The following is a 23534-nucleotide window of genomic DNA, read 5'->3' on the forward strand; positions in this document are numbered from 1 at the left end:
TACACTGATTATTAATCAAGTGTACGTTGGATTTCAATAATTTCGAATACTTCGATCTGGTCACCAACGCGAACGTCGTTGTAGTTCTTAACGCCGATACCACACTCGTAACCGTTCTTAACTTCAGGCACGTCATCTTTAAAGCGACGTAGTGACTCAAGCTCACCTTCGTAGATAACTACGTTTTCACGTAGAACACGAATAGGGTTGTTACGCTTGATAGTACCTTCAGTAACCATACAACCAGCGATTGCGCCGATCTTAGGTGACTTAAATACGTCACGTACTTCAGCAAGACCAATGATCTCTTGCTTGAACTCAGGAGCCAACATACCGCCCATCGCCGCTTTAACTTCGTCGATTAGTTGGTAGATGATTGAGTAGTAACGTAAGTCTAGGTTTTCATTTTCGATTGTTTGACGCGCAGACGCATCAGCACGAACGTTGAAACCAAGTACGATAGCGTTAGAAGCTGCTGCAAGTACTGCATCAGTTTCAGTGATTGCACCAACACCTGAACCTACAATGTTAACTTTAACTTCATCAGTTGAAAGTTTACGTAGTGAGTCAGCAATTGCTTCAACAGAACCTTGAACGTCAGCTTTAAGCACAACGTTTAGCTCAGCAACTTCACCAGCTTCCATGTTAGCAAACATGTTTTCTAGTTTAGATTTTTGTTGACGTGCTAGTTTAACATCACGGAATTTACCTTGACGGTAAAGTGCAACTTCACGTGCTTTACGCTCATCACGTACAACAGTCGCTTCGTCACCTGATGATGGAACACCAGAAAGACCAAGGATCTCAACAGGAATAGATGGACCTGCTGATTCAATTTCTTGACCTTGTTCGTTGCGCATTGCACGAATACGACCATGCATTAGACCACAAAGAACGATATCGCCTTTACGCAATGTACCTTCTTGAACAAGTACAGTTGCTACAGGACCACGGCCTTTATCAAGACGTGATTCGATAACTACGCCAGATGCCATGCCTTCTTCAACTGCTGTTAGCTCAAGAATTTCTGACTGAAGTAGAATTGCTTCTAGTAGACCATCGATGTTAGTACCTTGTTTCGCAGAGATGTGAACAAACATGTTCTCACCGCCCCACTCTTCAGGCATAACGTCGTATTGAGCTAACTCATTCTTCACGTTGTCTGGGTTTGCATCTTCTTTATCGATCTTGTTTACCGCAACGATCAAAGGTACACCAGCCGCTTTTGCGTGCTGAATTGCTTCGATTGTTTGTGGCATTACGCCATCGTCTGCTGCAACTACAAGTACAACGATATCTGTCGCTTGAGCACCACGAGCACGCATAGCAGTAAACGCTGCGTGTCCAGGAGTATCAAGGAACGTGATCATGCCGTTTTCAGTTTCAACATGGTAAGCACCGATGTGCTGTGTAATACCACCAGCTTCGCCTGAAGCAACGTGTGCTTTACGAATGTAGTCAAGTGTTGATGTTTTACCGTGGTCAACGTGACCCATGATAGTAACAACAGGTGCACGAGAAACTTTCAGTAGGTCGTCTGCATTACGGTCAGAAAGCACTGCTTCTTCAAGCTCGTTTTCTTTACGTAGAATAACTTTGTGACCCATTTCTTCAGCAACTAGTGATGCAGTTTCTTGGTCAATGATTTGGTTGATAGTCGCCATAGCGCCCATCTTCATCATTACCTTGATAACTTCAACGCCTTTAACAGACATTTTGTTCGCTAGCTCAGCAACAGTAATCGTTTCACCGATAACAACATCTTGCTTAGCAACTTGTGCTGTTTTATCAAAACCATGCTGCATTGAAGCTGGTTTGTTCATTTGAGGCTTACCGCGACCACGTTGGTTACGACCGCCACGGCCACCACGTTCGTCTTGCTTAGCCGCTGGCTTTTTCTTTTTACGACGGCGAGAAGTTTCTTCTTTGCGGTCTTGTTCGTCTTCTGCAGCACGAGCATATGTTGATGTCGTTGTATGGTAATCAGATTTTTCCATACTTACTGCTTGCTCAGGTTTTATCCCGTTTTTCTCGTTCTGTTCTGCCATTTTGCGAGCCTCTTCTAGCTGACGCTGACTTTCTTCTTCGGCTTTTCGCTTGGCTTCCTCTTCCAGACGACGCTGTAGTACTTCAGCATCTAACTTAGCCTGTTTGTCAGCGACGATGCGCTTAGCTTTTTCGTCAGCTTTACGCTTATCCTGTTCGGTACGATTCGCTTTATCCTCAGCGTCACGCTTCAATTTCTGTTCTGCTTCACGCTCAGCAGTTTCTGTTGCCTTACGCTGCTCTTCAGCTTGACGTAATGCAGCTTCCTCTGCCTTACGTTTCGCTGCTTCTTCTGCGGCTTGGTGAGCAATCGTATCAGCTTCACGTTGCGCTTCAGCTTCTGCTTCGCGCTTAACAGCATCTTCTGCTGCACGTTGTTCATCCTCAAGTGCTGAACGTTTCACGTAGGTGCGCTTTTTGCGCACTTCTACTTGAACATTTTTGCTCTTACCACCGTTGCCAGAGACACTTAATGTACTACGTGTCTTGCGCTGCAGAGTCAGACGAGTTGGAGCGCCGTCAGTATTGCCGTCACTACCATGCTCCTTTTGGAGATGGTTAAGTAACGCCTGTTTTTCGGTTTGGCTTACATTTTCATCAACATTCTTAGCAATCCCAGCATCTGAAAGCTGTTGAAGTAAACGGTCAATTGGCGTACCAATTTCTTCCGCCAATGTTTTAACTGTAACCTCTGACATAATGCTCCTCCCTTGCTTTATTTTTTGATTACGCTTCGTCGCTGAACCAGCAAATATTACGCGCAGCCATAATTAGCTCACCCGCTTTTGCATCGTCCACGCCTTCAATGTCGGTCAAGTCATCAGTTCCTTGATCAGCAAGATCTTCAAGCGTACAAATACCTTTTGCTGCAAACTTAAACGCTAACTCGCGCTCAAGACCTTCCAGACTTAATAAATCTTCTGCCGGTTCTACACCGTCAAGCGTTTCTTCTTTAGCAAGCGCTAATGTAGTCAATGCGGCTTTTGCACGGCTACGTAATTGCTCGATAGTCTCTTCATCAAGACCGTCAACATCCATTAATTCACTTAATGGAACGTAAGCAATTTCTTCTAGTGTAGTAAAGCCTTCTTCCACCAATACAGTTGCGAAGTCTTCATCAATATCAAGGTGCTTAGTAAACACTTCAATTGATGCTTGTGCTTCTGCTTGGTGTTTTTTCTGTAAGTCTTCAACTGTCATTACGTTTAGTTCCCAGCCAGTAAGCTGTGATGCTAGACGTACGTTTTGACCGTTACGACCAATTGCTTGTGCCAGATTATCTTTCTGTACAGCAATATCCATTGTGTGGTTGTCTTCATCAACAATGATTGAATCAACTTCCGCTGGAGCCATTGCATTGATCACATATTGTGCAGCATTTTCATCCCACAATACGATATCAATACGCTCACCGCCAAGCTCACTAGAAACAGCTTGAACACGTGCGCCACGCATACCAACACACGCACCCACTGGGTCAATACGCTTATCGTTAGTTTTTACTGCGATTTTCGCACGAGAACCAGGATCGCGAGCTGCGCCCATAAGTTCAATCAGTTCTTCGCCCATTTCTGGCACTTCAATACGGAACAGCTCAGATAGCATCTCTGGCTTAGAACGCGTCATGAATAACTGGAAACCACGAGCTTCAGGTGCAACTTTGTACAATAGACCACGAACGCGGTCGCCTGGACGGAAGTTTTCACGAGGAAGTTGATCATCACGTTGGATGACTGCTTCTGCGTTGCTACCTAAATCAATGATTACTGCGTCACGATTTACTTTCTTAACAATACCAGTGATTAGCTCACCTTCGTTGTCAATAAACTGTGCCACAATTTGCTCACGCTCAGCTTCACGTACTTTTTGTACGATCACTTGCTTAGCTGTTTGTGTAGTAATACGGTCAAACGTTACAGATTGAATATCATCTTCAACATAATCGCCAACGGAGATTGTTGGATCTTCATACTGTGCCGCTTCTAACGTAATTTCAAGTGTTGGTTGAGTTACCTCTTCTACTGCTTTCCAACGACGGAAAGTTTCGAATTCACCTGTTTTACGATCGATAACAACACGAACTTCAATTTCTGCTTCGTGTTTCTTTTTAGTTGCTGTCGCTAATGCAATTTCAAGCGCTTCAAAAATACGCTCGCGAGGAACAGCTTTTTCGTTGGATACCGCTTCTACGACAGCCAAAATTTCTTTGTTCATTTCTAATGCCCCAATTTAGCGGTTAGAATTTTGGAACTAGGTTGGCCTTGGAGATATTGCTAAGTGCAAAGGACTCGTCATTGCCATCTACGTTAAGTGTGATCAGTTCGCCTTCAACAGCGACAATGTCACCTTTCCACTTACGACGGTTACCCATCGCCATTTTTAATACTAAGCTAACTTCATGACCAATAAATTGTTGGTAATGTGCAGCTTTGAAGAGTGGTCTTTCCAATCCAGGGGAAGACACTTCTAAGTGGTAAGCAACAGTAATAGGATCTTCAACATCCATTACTGCACTAATCTGGCGGCTCACTTCAGCACAACCGTCTACATTAATACCATTTTCATGGTCAATAAACACGCGAAGTGTGGAGTGTGCACCAGCACGGATAAACTCTAAACCAACAAGTTCAAAGCCAATAGCTTGAACAGAAGGCTCAAGTAAGTCGGTTAATTGTGTCTCTAAAGCTGTCAAGACAACCCCCCGGAAACAAAAAAAGGGCATAAAGCCCAGTAAATACCTGAATGGTCATGTTTCAGATAATAAAAAACCCCGAATACGGGGTTTTTTATTACTGGACCCTGATTACTAAGATCATGCAAGCAAGAGTCTCAGTAAGAAAACAAACATTCAAAAATAAGAATAGTCTATTTTCAGGAAAGTGGTTGCGGGGGCCGGATTTGAACCAACGACCTTCGGGTTATGAGCCCGACGAGCTACCAAGCTGCTCCACCCCGCGTCCGATTCTGAACAGAGTATACCGTTCAGATGTTACTATTACAAGTAACCAGTATAATGGTGCCGAGAAGGGGACTTGAACCCCTACACCTTGCGGCACTAGCACCTCATGCTAGCGTGTCTACCAATTTCACCATCTCGGCTAAATCTTTACTTACTGAGATTTTTCACTTGTTGCTGGTGTTGTTTCAGCAGTGTTCTCAGTCGTTTTTTCTGCTGCAACTACTTTATCAGTAGAAATTGCAGTCTTTGGTTGTTCAACAGTTTGTGTTGTAACTGGAGCCGAAAGGTCGTCCCAACCACTTGTCTCTGCTGATTTCTTAGTACTGATATTGCCAAGCACAAGACTAATCGCAAAGAAAATGATTGCACAAAGTGTTGTCATTCGAGTTAGAAAATTTCCTGAGCCGCTAGAGCCGAACAAAGTTCCTGATGCACCAGCCCCGAATGAAGCTCCCATATCTGCGCCTTTACCTTGTTGAATCATTACTAGGCCAATTACACCAAGCGCAGCGACAAGATAAATCACAAGTAGAATTTCGTACATGGGTTCCACCTATGGTAAAATTGCTATACCGACTTTGCTTTAGCAGTGCCAGCGCATTCCTCTTATCTAGAGAGCGAATGAATACTAGCGAAACCCTGTGGTAGAGACAAGTAATATTTACTCAAAAAGTGAATATTCCGAACCGCTTGCACAACATTTAGCCAAAAACAAAGTAATCAAAATAAAAAGGCTGACTATATTTTATTAGCCAGCCTTCACCATCATTGAATAACACTTAAAAAATTAAGTAGTTATCAACAATTGCATTTAGCAGTTTTCTTTTACTGCTGTTGCAATATCTAATGCATATTGCTTAACATCAGCTGCATTTTGGCCTTCAACCATAACACGAATCAATGGCTCTGTGCCTGACTTACGTAATAATACGCGACCATTATCACCTAATTTTTTCTCAACGGCTTGAGTTGCAGCAATAACAGCAGCTGATTGTAGCGGATCGCTTTCACCTTTAAAGCGAACATTTTCTAGCACTTGTGGGAACATTGTCATGCCATCACTCAGCTCTTTTAAGCTCATTTTGCTAGATACAATAGAAGCCATAACTTGTAGACCCGCTACAATACCGTCACCGGTTGTTACTTTATCAAGTAAAATAACGTGGCCAGAGTTTTCAGCACCAATTAGCCAGTTATTTTTGATTAGCTCTTCCATTACATAACGGTCACCCACTTTTGCACGTACAAAAGGAATGCCTAGATTTTTAAGTGCAACTTCCATGCCCATATTGGTCATTAATGTACCAACCACACCACCTTTTAGCTCACCACAACGTAATGCATCACGAGCAATGATGTAAGCGATCTGATCACCATCAACTTTATTACCTAGCTCGTCAACCATGATCACACGGTCACCATCACCATCAAGTGCAATACCAAAGTCAGCTTTTTCTGCTAATACTTTAGCTTGTAATGCAGCAACATCTGTTGCACCTACTTTATCATTAATATTGACACCGTTAGGCTCGCAACCAATAGTAATAATTTCAGCACCTAGTTCACTAAATACTTTAGGCGCAATATGGTAAGTTGCACCATGGGCACAATCGACAACAATCTTAAAACCTTCAAGGCTTAAATGATTAGGGAATGTGCCTTTACAGAACTCAATATAACGACCTGCCGCATCATCAATACGGTAAGCTTTACCTAATAATGCAGACTCAACACACGTTAATGGTTTTTCCATTTCAGCTTCAATTGCAGCTTCAACGTCATCGGGTAACTTTGTACCTTGCGCAGAGAAGAATTTGATGCCGTTATCGTGATAAGGGTTATGTGATGCAGAAATCACAATACCCGCTTCAGCGCGGAACGTGCGAGTTAAATAAGCAACAGCGGGTGTTGGCATTGGACCAGTAAAAGCCGCTTTTAGACCTGCAGCTGCAAGGCCTGCTTCTAATGCAGACTCCAACATGTAACCTGAAATTCGAGTATCTTTACCGATTAATACTTTTTTAGTACCCGTTTGTGATAATACACGACCAGCCGCCCAACCCAATTTCATTACAAACTCAGGTGTAATCGGACCTTCACCAACAAAACCACGAATACCATCAGTACCAAAGAACTTACGTTCAGCCATTTTACACTCCTAGCTTTCTTTTTTATAAGTATATTGATTGTAATTAGCTTAGTGCTTTTTGTTACAATCATTCACTGTAATAAGGTTATATCTGCATTATTTGGAATAATTCATCACCATATTACAGACTTTAATAACATCAATTGTCTCTTGTACGTCATGAACTCGAATTATTTGCGCACCTTTCATTGCTGCAATCGTCGCACACGCTAGACTGCCAGCAACACACTCAACGGGAGGCTTATTTAATAATTTCGAAATCATTGACTTACGAGACATTCCCGCTAATAGCGGCAAGCCAAACTGATGAAACTGTTCAAGTTGTGCTAATAGTTGATAATTATGCGCCACTGTTTTACCAAATCCAAAACCAGGATCTAATATAAGCTGTTGACAAGTAATCCCATGCTGTTCACAAGCTTGAATCCGTTCAATCAAAAATTGATTAACGTCTACAATCAAATCGTCATAGTTTGGATCGGACTGCATTGTACGCGGTTGGCCTTGCATATGCATCAAGCATATAGGAACATTTGCTTGTGCCGCAGCGTCTAATGCACCTAAATCTTGTAATGCGCGAACATCATTAATTAAATCAGCCCCCGCATTAACCGCTTCAGTCATCACTTGCGCTTTACTAGTATCAATTGAAATCCAACAATCAAACCGTTGTCGAATTGCCTCTATTACTGGAATAACACGAGCCAGTTCCGTCTCAACATTAACATCAGCCGCCCCTGGTCGCGTCGATTCACCACCAATATCAATGATCGCCGTGCCAGCCTCAATCATAGCTTCAACATGACGTAATGCGTGATCTAACTGGTGATATTTACCGCCATCAGAAAAAGAATCTGGCGTAATATTAACAATCCCCATCACTTGAGGCGTTGTAAGATCAAGAATCTTACTTTTACTGATTAGTTGCATATTATGACTCCGCAAATTTCAACAAAAAAAAACCCCGACCTAAGTCAGGGTTTTCTATTTACTTAGCAATTATGCTCGAGGCGTACTATCTGTATCATCTTTCTCAGATAGCGCATCGATACCGTCACCAACTGGCTCATCAGGAGCAAGTTCAGTTTCAGGTGCATTTCGCAACGTATCGCCATCATCACTCCAGCCTTTTGGTGCTCGAATTTCAGCTTTACGTTCCATTAAGTCATCAATCTGACCTGCGTCAATGGTTTCATATTTCATCAATGCATCTTTCATTGCATGCATGATATCCATATTATCAACCAAAATCTGACGTGCGCGTTGGTAGTTACGATCAATCAGAATACGAACTTCAGTATCAATCAGCTTCGCTGTGTCATCAGACATATGCTTACTTTGTGTTACTGAACGACCAAGGAATACTTCACCTTCGTCTTCTGCGTACAATAATGGACCTAACTTGTCAGAGAAGCCCCACTGAGTCACCATCTTACGTGCAATATCAGTAGCGCGTTCAATGTCGTTTGATGCACCTGTTGATACTTTCTCACGACCATAGATAAGTTCTTCAGCCAGACGACCACCGTAAAGACTTGAAATCATAGATTCTAAGAATTCACGAGAATGACTTACACGATCTTGTTCAGGTAAGTACATTGTCACACCTAACGCACGACCACGTGGAATAATGGATACTTTGTACACAGGATCGTGATCCGGTACTAAGCGACCAATAATTGCGTGACCGGCTTCATGGTATGCCGTTGATGCTTTCTGATCTTCAGACATCACCATTGACTTACGCTCTGCGCCCATCATGATTTTGTCTTTTGCTAGTTCAAATTCAACCATTGAAACAGTGCGCTTATCACCACGAGCAGCAAACAACGCAGCTTCGTTAACAAGGTTTGCAAGATCGGCACCAGAGAAACCTGGTGTACCACGTGCAATCAATGATGGATTCACATCACCGTCTAGCGGTACTTTACGCATGTGAACTTTAAGAATCTGCTCACGACCACGTACATCTGGAAGACCAACAACAACTTGGCGGTCGAAACGGCCAGGACGAAGTAAAGCTGGGTCAAGTACATCGGGACGGTTAGTTGCGGCAATAACGATAATACCTTCATTACCTTCAAAGCCATCCATTTCAACCAGCATTTGGTTTAGTGTTTGTTCACGTTCATCATGACCACCACCAACACCAGCACCACGTTGACGACCTACAGCATCGATTTCATCGATAAAGATAATACAAGGCGCTGCTTTCTTCGCTTGTTCAAACATATCACGGACACGGGATGCACCCACACCGACAAACATTTCAACAAAGTCAGAACCAGAGATAGTAAAGAACGGTACTTTAGCTTCACCAGCAATCGCTTTTGCTAATAAAGTTTTACCCGTACCAGGAGGACCAACCATCAACACACCTGTTGGGATTTTACCACCTAGCTTTTGGAAACGGCTTGGATCACGTAAGTAATCAACCAATTCTTTAACGTCTTCTTTAGCTTCATCACAACCCGCTACATCAGCAAAGGTTGTTTTGATTTGGTCTTCACCCATCATACGTGCTTTAGATTTACCGAACGACATGGCACCTTTGCCACCACCGCCCTGCATCTGACGCATAAAGAAGATCCAAACACCAATTAGTAACAACATTGGGAACCACGAAATGAAGATTGAAGCTAAAAGGCTTGGTTCTTCAGGAGGTGTACCCGCAACAGCTACATTTGCGTTAATTAAATCGTCTAACAGTTTAGGATCATTTGCGACAGGTAAGTATGTTACATAGCTCGCATTATCACGTTTGGTTACAGTGATTTCACGATCATTGAATCGTACTTCCTTTATCTGATCCTGACCGATTTGACGGACAAATGTCGTATAATCGACTTGGCCTTTGGTACTATTACTATTGGTTCCGAAACTCTGGAATACAGACATAAGAACAACAGCAATGACCAGCCATAAAATCAAGTTTTTTGCCATGTCACTCAAGGTGTTAACCTCGCGATAACTAAAAGATGAATGTAGATTACTACAGTTTGTAACCTGTAGCCACAATATAGACTTCACGCGAACGATCTCGCGAGGAATCTGGTTTACGAATTTTGACCACTTTAAACATGCTACGAATATCAGCGAGATATTGGTCAAAGCCTTCGCCTTGGAAAACTTTTACCGTAAAACTGCCATTCGGTGCAAGTACTTGTCGACACATATCTAATGCAAGTTCAACAAGGTACATAGCTCGAGGTTGGTCGGATGCAAGATTACCACTCATATTAGGTGCCATATCAGACATTACCACATCGACCATTTCTGGTTTAATGCGTGCCAATAAAGCATCTAATACTGCTTCTTCACGGAAATCACCTTGAAGGAAACTAACTCCAGGTAGTGAATCCATTGGTAAAATATCACAAGCGATGACCTGTCCATCATCACCTACAATTTCTGCCGCATACTGTGACCAACCACCAGGTGCAGCACCAAGGTCAACTACAGTCATGCCAGGTTTTAATAATTTATCTTTATTTTGAATTTCTTCAATTTTAAAGAAAGCACGAGAACGATAACCTCGTTTCTGCGCTTCTTGTACATATTTATCGTCAAAATGTTCTTTTAACCACCGGCCGGAGCTAGCGGATTGTTTTTTTCTACTCATGCTAAACCTAATGCGTTGCCATACTTAGTAAGTATACGTCGGCTAAAGACTTTATCGCACCTAATTCACTAGATTGCGCCCTAAAAATGTGCAGTGCAACATAATCACTGTAAATTTTCCGACTCTCATCTATTAAACAAATTAGTCTTCTAGACTAGATGGCGGTAGAATGTCGCGTTTTCAACCCTTGTAACTAAAAAAATAGAGTCATCATGAATCTAAGCACAAAACAAAAGCAATTCTTAAAAGGTCTAGCTCACAACCTAAAACCTGTTGTTCTTATGGGTGCGAATGGTCTTACTGAAGCAGTATTAGCCGAAATCGACCTTGCTCTAAACCACCACGAACTGATTAAAGTAAAAGTAGCGTCTGAAGATCGTGAAACTAAACTTTTAATCGTTGATGCTATTATTCGCGAAACTAAAGCGGAAAAAGTACAAGTGATTGGTAAAACTTTAGTGATTTACCGCCCAAGCGAAGATCGTAAAATCGAACTTCCTCGCAAATAAAAAAGGCCGCCTAGCGGCCTTTTTTATTGCTGTCGTTGGCAATAATTTCTTTTTGCTAACGACAAACTCTACCGTTATTAATAAGTTAACGCTTATTTGTCAAACATAGTCTATATTTTTAGTTACGACAAACAGCAATTAATTATTAAACGTATTGTACATCCATGATTTCAAATTCTTTTAAACCACCTGGGGTTGTAATTTGAACTTCATCACCGACTAATTTACCAATTAAACCGCGTGCAATCGGTGAGTTTACTGATATCAAGTTTTGCTTAATATCGGCCTCATCATCACCCACGATACAATATGTCATTTCTTTATCACTATCTAAATCTAATAGTTTGATAGTCGTACCAAAAATAACTTTGCCCGTATTCGCTAATGTTGTTACATCAATCACTTGAGCAACAGATAGTTTGTATTCAATATCACGAATTTGCGCTTCACAAATACCCTGTTCTTCACGTGCAGCATGGTACTCAGCGTTTTCCTTTAAGTCACCAAGTTCGCGAGCTTCAGCAATTGCTTGAGAAATCAGCGGACGACGCTTCAATAACACCTCAAGTTCTTTTAGTAGCTTCTGTTCACCGCGAACAGTCATTGGTACTTTTTCCATAAATAAATAGCCTCTGTAACCTGATAGCGCTCGCCAATTTCAGGTAAAAATAGTCAACCTAACATTAAGCTAGCCTGACAGAATAAAAATGATTTGGTTTATTTTAAACAAAGATGACCCAGAGATCATCATTGATAAATGATAATCCGCATTTAACTGTTATTTATCGACGAATTATTTTGTTATACCGCGATTAAAACACCAAAGCTGAATATTGACGATAATAATAATCAGTATTTATTTGTTGTTAGCGCTTACTATCCCTTCTGGCTTTATCTCTAAATACAAAAAAAGACACCTTGCTTAATCAACATTAAAAAGCGCGTCAAATCACACTATTTGAAATAAAAATATTTTTTTTAAGCATAAAAAATATATTAATTTCTAAATAGAGCTAAAATATAAAAAATAATTAGAACTTTTACTTATTATAATAACACACTGATTAATAAAACAATAAGTAACAAAAAAAACCTAAAAATGCTATATGTAAACTATTTTTCAGTTTTTTTTACTAACATATTATCAATGACACAAGTAAAAAGAACGCCATAGCATTCAGCATCGAAATGCAACTTATAAAAAAACTATATATAAAGGATTCGGCAATGAACAAGAACCTAATTGCTCTAGCAGTAGCAGCAGCGACTTTCTCTGGCGCAGCATCAGCAGCAACAGTTTATTCAGACGACACTTCTAGCCTAGCTATCGGCGGCCGTGTAGAAGCTCGTGCTCAAGGTTTAAATGGTGATATTCAAGACACATCTCGTGTTCGTCTTAATATCGATGCTCAAACTAAAATTAACGATGACCTAACAGCTCTTGGTTATTTTGAGCATGAATTCAAAACATCTCAATACCCAGGTAGTGCTGAAGATGGTAGTGAAAATAACGACTATAACTCAGCTGATGGCGAAAATGATTACAACCGTTACCTATATGTAGGTGTTAAGAGCAATACTTACGGCCAAATCGTTTATGGTAAAGCTGACGGCGCTCTAGGCATGCTAACTGACTTTACCGATATCATGGAATACTATGGTAACGAAGCTGGTAATAAAATTGCAGCTGCAGACCGTACAACAAACAACCTAGCTTACACTGGCACTTTTGGTGGTTTAACTGTTAAAGCTAACTACGTTGCTAATGGTAAAGCAGACGAAAGTCAGAAAAATACAACTGGTTTCTCTACCGCTGCAAAATATGACTTCAACAATGGCCTAGCAATGGGTGTTGGTTACGGTCAACAGAAAAACCAAGGTGCTAATGAAGCAACTAATTTAAATGCAAACCAAACTTTTGCATCAGTATCTTACACTATGGGTGATCTATACGTTGCTGGTCTATACCAATATGCTCGTAACGTGGGCTACTTGTACTCAACAGCAGATACAACAAATACTGATTACCAAGGTTTCTCTCTAGCTTCTGCTTACACAATCAATAAAGTTGTTCTACGTTCTACATATAACTTTATGGAAAACACAGATTCAAACAACAAGATGGCAAATGCGCTAGACTTTGATGCAACCTACTTCTTTACTTCTAACTTCCGCGCTTATGCAGGTTACACTATTAACCTACTAGACAAAGCTAACGCAGAGAAGATTTCAGGTACAGCAACACCAGCGGCATACCTATACGACGATCAATTCGCTCTAGGTGCTCGTTACGACTTCTAATTTTAATAATTAAAAGCGTACCCCAAAAGCGTCGACTTCGGTCGGCGCTTTTTGTTATTTAATCGTAACTGAACACTTAGACGGTACATTTTTACTAAAGACATTAAAAAAGCTATCATTACAATTAACTCTATTTATACAATTGTATTCTGATATGCTAAAACGACTTATTTGCTCAGCCTTGCTATTAACAAGCATGCCTTCATTTGCTGCATTTTCGCCTCAGCAAGCCCTCAAGCAATTACCGACAGGTAGTGACGCCTCACTATTAGTTGTTAACCCAACGACCAATAAAGTCATCTACCAGCACCAAGCAAGCCATTTACAAGCCCCAGCGAGTACACAAAAGCTATTAACTGCACTTGCAGCTAAATTGTATTTAGGTAATGACTTCCGTTTTAGCACTAACCTTGAGACTCAAGGTAATAATGTTATTTTAGACTTTAATGGTGATCCAACATTAAAAAGCACTGATATTGCTAATCTGCTGCGCCAACTCAAACAGCAAGGTACAAACACCATCAAAGGCAATCTTTACCTTAATGGTGGCCATTTTACAGGCTTTGAACATGCCGTTGGCTCACCATGGGATATGTTGACACAATGCTACAGTGCGCCATCAAGCAGTATTACGTTAGAACATAACTGTTTTGAGGGGGCGTTATATTCAAATATGGCCTTTGGTGCTAAAACACGTTTAAATATTCCAAGCCATCAACCAGTAACGGCAACAAATGATGCGATTGTAGTAACGAAAGCTCAGCAAAAAGAACAATTATGTGAATTATCATTACAAGCAAATGATAGCAATCACTACCATATCACGGGTTGTATTCAACCAAAGAAAGATCCACTACCACTTCGATTTGCAGTTCAAAATACCACGTTGTATTCAACAGCAATTATTAAGCAGCAATTAAAACGTGCAGGTATACATTTAGACGGTAAAATTTTACGTAATGACACCATTACAGGAAAGGTTGTTGCCACTCATCAATCAGCACCGTTAACCACTCTGCTGTATATTATGCTTAAACGCTCAGATAATTTATTTGCCGATAACCTTGCGAAAACCATGGGCGCTAAATACTTTAATCAAGCAGGTAGTTATACCAATGGTGTAGCTGCTATTAAGGCAATTCTAAAACAAAAAGCCAATATTGATTTATCAAACACCATCATGGTTGATGGCTCAGGTTTATCACGCAATAACCGTTTAAATACGCATGATTTAATGGAAGTGCTTACTTACATTTATCATCACCCTAAACTAGGATTAATGACCGATTTACCCGTTGCAGGCAAAAGTGGCACCCTTCAATATCGTAAAAGCGTCCGTAACGCACCATTAAAAGATCATATTATTGCTAAAACAGGATCGTTATTTGGTACTTATAACCTTGCAGGTATTATTAAAACCAAATCAGGTCAACCATTATTGTTTGTACAGTTGGTCACCAACTATTACCCAACCGCGGCTGAAGTAAAAAACAGTCCACTGCCACCAATCAATCAATTTGAAAAGCAATACTATACATCTCTGTATAATAATTACTGATTCACTGTCGCTGTTATTAAGCTAATCGTAACAACTAAAAAGCCCCATTTATTGACGATACCTTAAAAAGTAGTTATCAATAAATGGGGCTTTTTTTTATCTTTAATAACAGCAGTTATGACCATTAATCACATATTCAGCATCAAGTACCACAATTAATGGCCTAAACCTAAAATCCAATTAATAGTACTAAAATAAATAACCATTCCCGTAATATCCACCATTGATGCTAGCACCGGACTTACAAGTACCGCTGGATCTAAATTAAATGCACGCGCAATTAGCGGTAATAACCCACCAGCACTGGTCGATACCACGACTTGAATAGAAATAGCAATACCAATGGCTAGCGCAACCATATAAAGACTGATCCCTGTGGGTAATAGCACATGCCCACTAAAAAAGACCACCCGCCCAACGATCACAGCAGCTAACCCAATAGCAATCACTAGCGACACTCGAAATTCTTTCCATAATACCGCTATCCAGTCACGGGATCGTATTTCATCCATCGCTAATGCGCGTACCACTAACGTTGCCGCTTGTGATCCGGTATTTCCTCCCGCAGCTGCAATCACGGGCATGTAAATAGCCAACAAGACTAACTGGCTCAATGTATCTTGATAATGAGAAATAATCAGCCCAGATACAATCCCCATCAGCGCTAGGCCAACAATCCAACCTATACGTTCGCGCACATGGTTAAAGACACTATTTTGTAAATAATGTCCCACAGGTTCAACTTCAGAGCAGATCAAACCTAGCCCGTTAGCGAGTTGGCGCACTTTGACATCTTCTTTACGTTCATCAAGCCGATCAAGTAATAATTGAACATGGCGTAAAGGACATTCATGAAGCATAACTAAGGCTTCAGACAAGGGCATTTTAGCTAATAATTGTGCTTGCTCATCTAAATCATATTTTAGAAAAGCATTACGCACAGCCAGTGCATCACGTTGATCTAAGTGGGCACCTGTTGCGGCAGCATAGGCTGCAAAATTCATTACTGTCATGGCGTTTTATCCGGTTAACTGATACTCAAACAAGAGTAATAAGTAGCGACCGTCGCAATTTAAAACTTGAACCACACAATTTCAGGCATGCCATTAGGCCTACCGCGAATAACAGCCATTAATTGACTGATGGTGAGGGTATTCAATAATTAAATTGCACTGAAATATAAACGGGAAAATCGAGGAAGAATGTCGTGGATAGGCTATCGCACAAAAAGAAGGACATAGTATTCCGAGCCTGGCAGCACGGAACTGTTACGAATACCGTTACTAGGCTTGATTTTCCACCATCATACTCGGGGGCTGGTCGGTATCGTTCACTTACATCTCCAAAAATATATCGCCTACTGCGACGACTGCATTGTACGCTATTAGTACATTGCTGCAACTAAATCTGGCCTTTTCTAAAACACAAAAAGCAATAACATTAATAGTTAACTCTTTCAGGTATCGTGTAATTTAAAATAATGCCATAAAAAATAAAAAGCCGATCATTTTCATGATCGACTTCTTAACAATGACACCATCAGTGCTATTTTATAACCGATAACAATTCTGCTATGTGGTTATTTGATCATTGCATGTAGCTCTTGAATAGAGGTTACCGTATTACGATCATCGGCAGTATGCGCCAAACAAGCAGCAAAACCAGCATTCAAGGTTGTGGTGTAATTTACCTTCTCAGCGAGAGCACTACGACGTAGTACTTTTGAATCTTCAATTGCTTGACGACCTTCCGCTGTATTAACAATGTAGGTGTATTCATTATTCTTAATACGGTCAAGAATATGAGGACGACCTTCATGTACTTTGTTAACTAAACGAGGATTAATACCCGCTTCACCTAAGATAACCGCGGTACCGTGAGTCGCATCAAGTTGATAGCCAAGTTTGATTAATTTAGACGCTAAATCAACCACTCGTTTCTTATCCCCTTCACGTACCGATAGTAGTGCACGACCACCTTCAGGGTACTCTTTTCCACAACCTAGTTCAGCTTTAGCAAACGCTTCTGCAAACGTATTACCAATACCCATTACTTCACCTGTTGAGCGCATTTCTGGGCCTAACAATGGGTCAACACCTGGGAATTTATTAAACGGTAACACCACTTCTTTTACAGAGTAATACGGTGGAATAACTTCTTTCGTAAAACCTTGTGAATCAAGAGATTGGCCAGCCATTACACGTGCGGCAATTTTTGCAACAGGTACGCCAGTTGCTTTTGAAACAAAGGGGACTGTACGCGCAGCACGAGGGTTAACTTCGATTAAGTAAACTTGGTTATCTTTAACGGCGAACTGAGTATTCATTAACCCGCGAACCCCAAGTTCAAACGCCAAGTTCTTCACTTGTTCACGCATCACGTCTTGGATTTCTTTGCTCAGCGTATAAGCTGGCAATGAACAGGCTGAGTCACCAGAGTGAACACCCGCTTGCTCAATGTGCTCCATGATGCCAGCAATAACAACTTGTTCCCCATCACAAATTGCATCAACGTCAACTTCAATGGCATCGTCAAGGAAACGGTCAAGCAATACAGGAGATTCGTTTGAAACGCTAACAGCTTCATTAAAGTAACGACGTAAATCTTGCTCATCGTATACAATTTCCATTGCGCGACCGCCAAGTACATACGATGGGCGCACAACTAACGGGAAACCGATGATTTTTGATTTCTCAATCGCCTGTTCCATCGTCGTAACTGTTGCGTTTTCTGGTTGTAATAAACCTAAACGGTCAACAGCTTGCTGGAAACGTTCACGATCTTCAGCGCGGTCAATGGCATCAGGGCTAGTACCGATAATTGGCACACCAGCCGCTTCTAATGCGCGAGCAAGTTTAAGTGGTGTTTGACCACCGTATTGAACAATCACACCTTTAGGTTTTTCAACACGTGCAATCGCTAATACATCTTCCAGAGTGACGGGTTCAAAGTATAAACGGTCAGAAGTATCGTAGTCAGTTGATACCGTCTCAGGGTTACAGTTAACCATGATAGTTTCATAACCATCTTCACGTAATGCTAGTGATGCATGAACACAACAGTAATCAAATTCAATACCTTGACCGATACGGTTAGGGCCACCACCAAGAATCATGATCTTTTCTTTAGTGGTTGGATTTGCTTCACATTCCTCATCGTATGATGAGTACATGTAAGCCGTGTCTGATGAAAACTCAGCAGCACAAGTATCAACACGCTTGTACACTGGGTGAATATTAAATTGGTCACGCAGTTTACGAATTTCAGCTTCAGCAACACCAAGTAGTTTCGCTAAACGTGCATCTGCAAAACCTTTACGTTTCAGGCTACGCAGTGCTTGCTCATTTAAGCCCGCAAAACCTGCCGCTTTAACGCGTACTTCATCTTTAATGATGTCTTCGATTTGAACCAAGAACCAGCGGTCAATACCGGTTAGATTAAAGATACCATCAACAGACATCCCCGCACGGAACGCATCGCCGATATACCAAATACGCTCAGCACCCGCGGCTTTTAATTCATAACGAATTTTACTCATTGCATCCGGTTCTTCAAGATCAACCATCTCGTCAAAACCGTTAGCACCCACTTCTAATCCACGTAATGCTTTGTGCAATGACTCTTGTTGGTTACGACCAATAGCCATTACTTCGCCCACCGACTTCATCTGAGTTGTCAGACGGTCGTTCGCACCGGCAAACTTTTCAAAGTTAAAACGTGGAATTTTCGTTACTACATAATCGATGGTTGGTTCAAATGATGCAGGGGTTGCTCCACCTGTAATATCATTCATCAGTTCATCAAGAGTAAAACCAATCGCCAGTTTTGCCGCAATTTTAGCAATCGGGAAACCCGTCGCTTTAGACGCCAATGCTGATGAACGTGATACGCGTGGATTCATCTCGATAATAACCATACGGCCATCTTCAGGATTAATACCAAACTGTACGTTGGAACCACCCGTTTCAACACCAATTTCACGTAATACCGCTAGCGATGCATTACGCATTAGCTGGTATTCTTTGTCCGTTAGTGTTTGCGCTGGCGCAACCGTGATTGAGTCACCCGTGTGAATCCCCATCGGGTCAAAGTTTTCAATTGCACATACGATGATACAGTTATCGTTCTTATCACGAACCACTTCCATCTCGTATTCTTTCCAGCCAATCAGTGATTCATCAATCAACAATTCACTTGTTGGTGATAAATCTAGACCGCGAGAACAGATTTCTTCAAATTCTTCTTTATTGTATGCAATACCACCACCGGTCCCCCCCATCGTAAATGACGGACGAATAATACAAGGGAAACCTACCATATCGAGCACTTTATAGGCTTCTTCCATAGTAGTTGCAGTATCTGCGCGAGGACACTCAAGGCCAATCGCTTTCATTGCTTTATCAAAACGAGAGCGGTTTTCAGCTTTATCAATTGCGTCAGCTGTTGCACCAATCATTTCGACATTAAATTCTTTTAATACGCCATACTTTTCAAGATCTAAGGCACAGTTAAGCGCAGTTTGGCCACCCATCGTTGGCAATACTGCATCAGGACGTTCTTTTTCGATGATCTTGCGTACTACTTCCCAGTGAATAGGCTCTATATATGTAGCATCCGCCATATCAGGGTCGGTCATGATCGTTGCAGGGTTAGAGTTAACCAGAATAACGCGGTAACCCTCTTCACGCAGCGCTTTACATGCTTGTGCACCAGAGTAGTCGAATTCACACGCTTGACCGATAACAATCGGACCAGCACCTAAGATTAATACACTTTTAATGTCAGTACGTTTTGGCATTTTTTACTACTCCCGGTTTAAGCGCTGTGTTTCTTAATTAATTCGATAAAGTGATCAAATAGTGGTGCTGCATCATGAGGACCAGGGCTTGCTTCAGGGTGGCCTTGGAAACTAAATGCAGGCTTGTCGGTACGATGGATACCTTGTAGAGAGCCATCAAACAGGGATTTATGTGTTGCACGTAAATTATCAGGCAATGTTGCTTCATCAGCGGCAAAACCGTGGTTCTGGCTAGTGATCATTACCACATCACGTTCAAGATCTTTTACTGGATGGTTTGCACCATGGTGACCAAATTTCATTTTCACCGTTTGAGCACCACTCGCCAAAGCTAAAATCTGGTGCCCAAGACAGATACCAAAAATAGGTAAGTTCTTATCTAGAAATACTTTGGTCGCTTCAATCGCATAAGTACATGGCGCAGGATCGCCAGGACCATTTGATAAGAAAACACCATTTGGATTTAATGCTAACACTTCTTCCGCTGTTGTTTGCGCAGGAACAACCGTTAGACGGCAGCCACGATCAACCAGCATACGTAAAATATTGCGTTTAGCACCAAAGTCATAGGCAACAACATGGTACGGTAGCTCACTGTCATCTTTCGCTGCGGGTAAACCGCCCGTTAATGTCCATGAACCTTGCTTCCAACTATATGTTTCAGTTGTAGTCACCTCTTTCGCTAAATCCATGCCTTTAAGACCTGGAAATGCTTGAGCTTGAGCGAGTGCCGCAGCTTCATCAAGATGGTTACCTGCAACGATACAACCGTTTTGAGCGCCTTTTTCACGTAGAATTCGCGTTAATTTGCGAGTATCAATATCAGCGATACCGACAATATTTTGCGATTTAAGATAGTCAGAAAGGGATTGTTCACTGCGGAAATTAGAAGCGATAAGAGGAAGATCACGAATTACCAAACCTTGAGCATGAATTGCCGTTGATTCTTCGTCTTCAGTATTAGTGCCGGTGTTGCCAATATGGGGATAGGTAAGAGTAACGATCTGTTGCGAGTAAGAGGGGTCAGTGAGAATTTCCTGATACCCCGTCATCGAGGTATTAAAAACAACTTCACCAACAGCCGAACCATCTGCCCCAATGGACACGCCGCGGAACACTGTCCCATCTTCAAGGACTAACAGCGCAGATTTGCTCAAGACAACCTCCAAAAAATAAAAATGCAATTAAAACAGATAAATTTGCAACTACCCATTCCATTTAACGCCAAAAACCCTTAACTACTGATTTTTGACAAATTGCGCAAATTCTATGGATCAGTTAGCAATCTGTCAACATTTAACCGTAATTAAATTTAAAAAATCACACACAATCACCACTTTCTGGCTCAAACACTGTAAATAACAACTTTCATTGCAGGTTTAGGACTATCGAATAACATTAGTTAAAATGTAATCGATTGCCTAGGTTGCAAATACGTTAATCTAAATTAAAATCACACGCAAACGATAAAATAACCAAACTTAAGTAACACAAACAATCAAAAATAATCAAAACAAGCACCAAACGCTAATTATTACAACAAAAGCCAGCGTTATTTCAGCCTTTTACTCTAGTTGACATTTCAAACAACAACCTTACCTCCACAGTGACAATTTATGCATAACTATCCTGTTAATTTACATAAACAACAATGGTGTTCTTATTAATTTAGATATAAAAAAACCTGCCATTAGGCAGGTTATCGACAGTTATTGATGTGCTTTTTATAATCGATCTAAATCAAGTACATCAGTCATAGTATAAAAACCCATTTGTTTTTGGTTTAACCATGCCGCTGCACGTACTGCACCATTGGCAAATGTCATTCTATCAGTCGCTTTGTGGGTAATTTCAACTCGCTCACCAATATCAGCAAACATTGCGGTATGTTCGCCCACAATATCGCCAGCTCGAATAGTTGCAAAACCAATCTCATCACGACTGCGTTCACCTGTAATGCCTTCACGTGAATACACAGCAACATCACTGAGCTTGTTCCCCATCGCTCCCGCAATTGCTTCACCCATACCAATGGCTGTTCCTGATGGTGCATCAACTTTATGGCGATGATGTGCTTCAATGATCTCAACATCACAATAGTCACCCATCACTTTGGCAGCTTTCTCTAGCAATTTAAACACCAGGTTAACACCGACACTGTAATTAGGCGCCATAACAACAGCTATCTGCTCCGCGGCAGCATCAATCAATTGACGTTGTGACTCAGTGAAACCGGTTGTGCCAATAACAATTTTTTTATGATGTTGTAGGCATAATTCAAGGTTCGCTAGCGTCACAACGGGTGCCGTGAAATCAATTAACACATCAAAGTCATCAATTGCTTGACGTAAATCGTCAATAATCACTACATTCGCTAAACCAATACCCGCTAATTCTCCAGCATCGGCCCCTACCAAGCTTGAACCAGCACGCTCAGTTGCAACCGTTAATGTCGTTGCATTTGATAATGCAGTGGCTTTAATTAGTTGACGCCCCATTCGTCCGGCTGCACCGGCTATCGCAATTCTGACCATTAACGTGCATCTCCTACACTATTCATAATAATATGTTCCACTGTAGCTTGTTGACTATGATAAAAAAAGCCCCAGTTTTCACTGAGGCTCATCGTTAACTAACAAACACTGTCTTAGATATTTTTCACTTGTAATTCTCGTGGTACTTCAAAGAACATGTTTTCTTCTCGACCGGATAATTCTTCAACATCAGCGGCATTAGTGAGCTGTTTAATTCGTGTAATGATTTGGTTCACTAACTCTTCAGGCGCTGAGGCCCCCGCAGTAACACCCACGACATTCAGACCTTCAAGCCATTGTGGATCAATATCTTCAGCACTATCAGTTAAATAAGCAGGTGTACCTAATTTCACTGCAAGTTCACGTAATCGATTTGAATTTGATGAATTTTTAGAACCGACAACAATCATAGCATCAACAGTTGCAGCCATTTCACGCACCGCATCTTGACGATTTTGGGTTGCATAACAGATGTCATCTTTACGCGGGCCTTGAATCTCTGGAAACACCTGGCGTAGACGATCAATAACATCAGCAGTTTCATCAACCGATAACGTTGTTTGACTAACAAAATGCAAGTTTGACGGATCTTTTACGACGAGCATATCGACATCTTCTGGTTTTTCAACCAAATACATACCACCGTCATGATTAGCATATTGTCCCATGGTGCCTTCCACTTCAGGATGACCCGCATGACCAATTAATACCACTTCCATCGCTTTACGGCTTGCACGTGCAACTTCCATATGAACTTTAGTCACTAACGGACAGGTTGCATCAAAGACCGTTAATTGACGTGCTTTCGCTTCATTCCTAACCGCTTGTGATACCCCATGAGCTGAGAAGATAACAATATTGTCGTCAGGCACTTCGGTTAGATTCTCGACAAAAATAGCACCGCGCTGCTTTAGCCCTTCAACAACGAAACGGTTATGAACCACTTCATGACGCACGTAAATAGGTGGCTGATACATTTCTAATGCACGTTCAACAATGCTAATCGCACGATCAACACCAGCACAAAAACCACGGGGATTTGCGAGTAAGATTTTCAT

Annotated in this window: 17 protein-coding genes and 2 tRNA genes; 3 read left to right on the forward strand and 16 right to left on the reverse strand. The window is 41.4% G+C overall.

The genetic code is table 11. The features are described from left to right. Nucleotides 1–11: 11 nt before the first annotated feature. From infB to rlmE, 10 genes are all read right to left on the reverse strand, one after another. Nucleotides 12–2744 carry a translation initiation factor IF-2 gene (infB, locus tag ACJZU6_RS13570; RefSeq protein WP_408900433.1) on the reverse strand — a complete coding sequence of 911 codons (2733 nt, stop codon included), beginning with the start codon at nt 2742–2744 and terminating at the stop codon, nt 12–14. Nucleotides 2745–2772: 28 nt separating this feature from the next. Then, nucleotides 2773–4260, reverse strand: coding sequence for a transcription termination factor NusA (gene nusA / locus ACJZU6_RS13575; RefSeq protein WP_080158452.1), 1488 nt, complete (start codon nt 4258–4260; stop codon nt 2773–2775). Nucleotides 4261–4282: 22 nt separating this feature from the next. Then, entirely contained in the window at nt 4283–4738 is a 456-nt protein-coding gene (rimP, locus tag ACJZU6_RS13580; RefSeq protein ID WP_080158453.1) for a ribosome maturation factor RimP, read from the reverse strand. Nucleotides 4739–4926: 188 nt separating this feature from the next. After that, nucleotides 4927–5003: transfer RNA gene (locus ACJZU6_RS13585), tRNA-Met, on the reverse strand. 57 nt (nt 5004–5060) lie between these two features. After that, nucleotides 5061–5145, reverse strand: a tRNA-Leu gene (locus ACJZU6_RS13590). Between the two features lie 11 nt (nt 5146–5156). Continuing rightward, nucleotides 5157–5549, reverse strand: a complete 393-nt coding sequence (gene secG, locus ACJZU6_RS13595) for a preprotein translocase subunit SecG (protein WP_080158454.1) — start codon at nt 5547–5549, stop codon at nt 5157–5159. Nucleotides 5550–5816: 267 nt separating this feature from the next. Continuing rightward, entirely contained in the window at nt 5817–7154 is a 1338-nt protein-coding gene (gene glmM, locus ACJZU6_RS13600) for a phosphoglucosamine mutase (protein WP_408900434.1), read from the reverse strand. Nucleotides 7155–7250: 96 nt separating this feature from the next. Beyond that, the gene (gene folP / locus ACJZU6_RS13605; protein WP_408900435.1) at nt 7251–8084 is read right to left on the reverse strand and encodes a dihydropteroate synthase; all 834 of its coding nucleotides are present in this window, start codon (nt 8082–8084) and stop codon (nt 7251–7253) included. A 69-nt stretch (nt 8085–8153) separates the two neighbouring features. Further along, nucleotides 8154–10097 (reverse strand): ATP-dependent zinc metalloprotease FtsH, encoded by a 1944-nt coding sequence (gene ftsH, locus ACJZU6_RS13610; protein ID WP_080158457.1) that lies wholly within the window; start codon nt 10095–10097, stop codon nt 8154–8156. A 49-nt stretch (nt 10098–10146) separates the two neighbouring features. Beyond that, entirely contained in the window at nt 10147–10776 is a 630-nt protein-coding gene (rlmE, locus tag ACJZU6_RS13615; RefSeq protein ID WP_080158458.1) for a 23S rRNA (uridine(2552)-2'-O)-methyltransferase RlmE, read from the reverse strand. Nucleotides 10777–10988: 212 nt separating this feature from the next. On the opposite strand from rlmE, the gene yhbY reads away from it, so the two are divergent. Continuing rightward, nucleotides 10989–11285, forward strand: a complete 297-nt coding sequence (gene yhbY, locus ACJZU6_RS13620) for a ribosome assembly RNA-binding protein YhbY (RefSeq protein WP_080158459.1) — start codon at nt 10989–10991, stop codon at nt 11283–11285. A 145-nt stretch (nt 11286–11430) separates the two neighbouring features. On the opposite strand, the gene greA is transcribed toward yhbY, so the two are convergent. Then, on the reverse strand, nt 11431–11904 hold the full coding sequence (gene greA, locus ACJZU6_RS13625) for a transcription elongation factor GreA (RefSeq protein WP_080158460.1): 474 nt from the start codon (nt 11902–11904) through the stop codon (nt 11431–11433). Between the two features lie 608 nt (nt 11905–12512). On the opposite strand from greA, the gene ACJZU6_RS13630 reads away from it, so the two are divergent. Both ACJZU6_RS13630 and dacB read left to right on the forward strand, forming a co-directional pair. Next, on the forward strand, nt 12513–13586 hold the full coding sequence (locus tag ACJZU6_RS13630) for a porin (RefSeq protein ID WP_394166545.1): 1074 nt from the start codon (nt 12513–12515) through the stop codon (nt 13584–13586). 154 nt (nt 13587–13740) lie between these two features. Then, on the forward strand, nt 13741–15144 hold the full coding sequence (dacB, locus tag ACJZU6_RS13635) for a serine-type D-Ala-D-Ala carboxypeptidase (RefSeq protein WP_408900436.1): 1404 nt from the start codon (nt 13741–13743) through the stop codon (nt 15142–15144). 155 nt (nt 15145–15299) lie between these two features. Here dacB and ACJZU6_RS13640 read toward each other — a convergent pair whose 3' ends face one another. The 5 genes from ACJZU6_RS13640 to ispH all read right to left on the reverse strand — a co-directional run bounded on the left by ACJZU6_RS13640 (nt 15300) and on the right by ispH (nt 23534). Continuing rightward, a complete protein-coding gene (locus tag ACJZU6_RS13640) occupies nt 15300–16157 on the reverse strand; it encodes a magnesium transporter (RefSeq protein ID WP_080158463.1) in 858 nt (285 codons plus the stop codon). Nucleotides 16158–16723: 566 nt separating this feature from the next. Beyond that, nucleotides 16724–19942, reverse strand: a complete 3219-nt coding sequence (carB, locus tag ACJZU6_RS13645; protein ID WP_327767232.1) for a carbamoyl-phosphate synthase large subunit — start codon at nt 19940–19942, stop codon at nt 16724–16726. 17 nt (nt 19943–19959) lie between these two features. Then, nucleotides 19960–21099, reverse strand: a complete 1140-nt coding sequence (gene carA, locus ACJZU6_RS13650; protein WP_297474661.1) for a glutamine-hydrolyzing carbamoyl-phosphate synthase small subunit — start codon at nt 21097–21099, stop codon at nt 19960–19962. A gap of 567 nt (nt 21100–21666) precedes the next feature. Further along, complete coding sequence (dapB, locus tag ACJZU6_RS13655; protein WP_080158466.1) at nt 21667–22476, reverse strand: 4-hydroxy-tetrahydrodipicolinate reductase; 810 nt, start codon at nt 22474–22476, stop codon at nt 21667–21669. Nucleotides 22477–22589: 113 nt separating this feature from the next. Further along, complete coding sequence (gene ispH / locus ACJZU6_RS13660) at nt 22590–23534, reverse strand: 4-hydroxy-3-methylbut-2-enyl diphosphate reductase (protein ID WP_080158467.1); 945 nt, start codon at nt 23532–23534, stop codon at nt 22590–22592.

Origin of the sequence: Photobacterium piscicola (genome assembly GCF_046058925.1) — a bacterium.
Taxonomy (GTDB): domain Bacteria; phylum Pseudomonadota; class Gammaproteobacteria; order Enterobacterales; family Vibrionaceae; genus Photobacterium; species Photobacterium piscicola.

Bases quoted from the DNA above. Each gene is read 5' to 3' on its own strand.
- ACJZU6_RS13630 (WP_394166545.1), top strand. From the start codon at position 12,513: ATGAACAAGAACCTAATTGCTCTAGCAGTAGCAGCAGCGACTTTCTCT.
- greA (WP_080158460.1), bottom strand. From the start codon at position 11,904: ATGGAAAAAGTACCAATGACTGTTCGCGGTGAACAGAAGCTACTAAAA.
- dacB (WP_408900436.1), top strand. From the start codon at position 13,741: ATGCTAAAACGACTTATTTGCTCAGCCTTGCTATTAACAAGCATGCCT.
- ftsH (WP_080158457.1), bottom strand. From the start codon at position 10,097: ATGGCAAAAAACTTGATTTTATGGCTGGTCATTGCTGTTGTTCTTATG.
- carB (WP_327767232.1), bottom strand. From the start codon at position 19,942: ATGCCAAAACGTACTGACATTAAAAGTGTATTAATCTTAGGTGCTGGT.
- folP (WP_408900435.1), bottom strand. From the start codon at position 8,084: ATGCAACTAATCAGTAAAAGTAAGATTCTTGATCTTACAACGCCTCAA.
- nusA (WP_080158452.1), bottom strand. From the start codon at position 4,260: ATGAACAAAGAAATTTTGGCTGTCGTAGAAGCGGTATCCAACGAAAAA.
- secG (WP_080158454.1), bottom strand. From the start codon at position 5,549: ATGTACGAAATTCTACTTGTGATTTATCTTGTCGCTGCGCTTGGTGTA.
- dapB (WP_080158466.1), bottom strand. From the start codon at position 22,476: ATGGTCAGAATTGCGATAGCCGGTGCAGCCGGACGAATGGGGCGTCAA.
- yhbY (WP_080158459.1), top strand. From the start codon at position 10,989: ATGAATCTAAGCACAAAACAAAAGCAATTCTTAAAAGGTCTAGCTCAC.
- glmM (WP_408900434.1), bottom strand. From the start codon at position 7,154: ATGGCTGAACGTAAGTTCTTTGGTACTGATGGTATTCGTGGTTTTGTT.
- infB (WP_408900433.1), bottom strand. From the start codon at position 2,744: ATGTCAGAGGTTACAGTTAAAACATTGGCGGAAGAAATTGGTACGCCA.
- rlmE (WP_080158458.1), bottom strand. From the start codon at position 10,776: ATGAGTAGAAAAAAACAATCCGCTAGCTCCGGCCGGTGGTTAAAAGAA.
- ispH (WP_080158467.1), bottom strand. From the start codon at position 23,534: ATGAAAATCTTACTCGCAAATCCCCGTGGTTTTTGTGCTGGTGTTGAT.
- ACJZU6_RS13640 (WP_080158463.1), bottom strand. From the start codon at position 16,157: ATGACAGTAATGAATTTTGCAGCCTATGCTGCCGCAACAGGTGCCCAC.